Origin of the sequence: Streptomyces sp. DH12 (assembly GCF_020873895.1) — a bacterium.
Taxonomy (GTDB): Bacteria; Actinomycetota; Actinomycetes; order Streptomycetales; family Streptomycetaceae; genus Streptomyces.
Window position 1 is genome coordinate 1 of sequence record NZ_JAHWGT010000470.1, and the last position, 599, is coordinate 599.

Here is a 599-nt window from a genome sequence, read left to right on the forward strand (position 1 = left end):
GCCGCAGCGCTGGTTCTACTGGGCGGACCGGCTCGGGCTCCTCGTCTGGCAGGACATGCCGTCCATGGAGCGCACGCCCGACGCGGCGGGGCGTGCCCAGTGGGAGACCGAGTACCGGCGCGTCATCGACCAGCACCGCAGCTCCCCGTCGCTGGTCATGTGGGTCGACCAGAACGAGGGCTGGGGCCAGTACGACCAGGCGCGGATCGCGAACGAGGTGAAGGCGTACGACCCGTCGCGCCTGGTGGACAACATGAGCGGGGTCAACTGCTGCGGCGCCGTCGACGGCGGCAACGGCGACGTCGTCGACCACCACGTCTACGTGGGCCCCGGCACCACCGTGCCCGACGCGAACCGTGCCGCGGTGCTCGGCGAGTACGGCGGCCTGGGCTTCAAGGTAGCCGGTCACGAGTGGTACCCGGGCGGCGGTTTCAGCTACGAGGACCAGCCGTCCCCCGCCCATCTGGACAACCGGCTCGTCGGGCTCCTGGACGGCATCCGCGAGGTGCGCCTCCCGCGGGGCCTGTCCGCCGCCGTCTACACGGAGATCACCGACGTGGAGAACGAGGCGAACGGGCTGCTCACCTACGACCGTCAGG

General features: G+C 71.1%; 1 protein-coding gene. It reads left to right on the forward strand.

Annotated elements, in window-relative coordinates; genetic code table 11:
* Positions 1–599 (forward strand): glycoside hydrolase family 2 TIM barrel-domain containing protein (locus LPA54_RS35225; protein ID WP_368857889.1); only part of this gene is annotated, 599 nt, incomplete at both ends.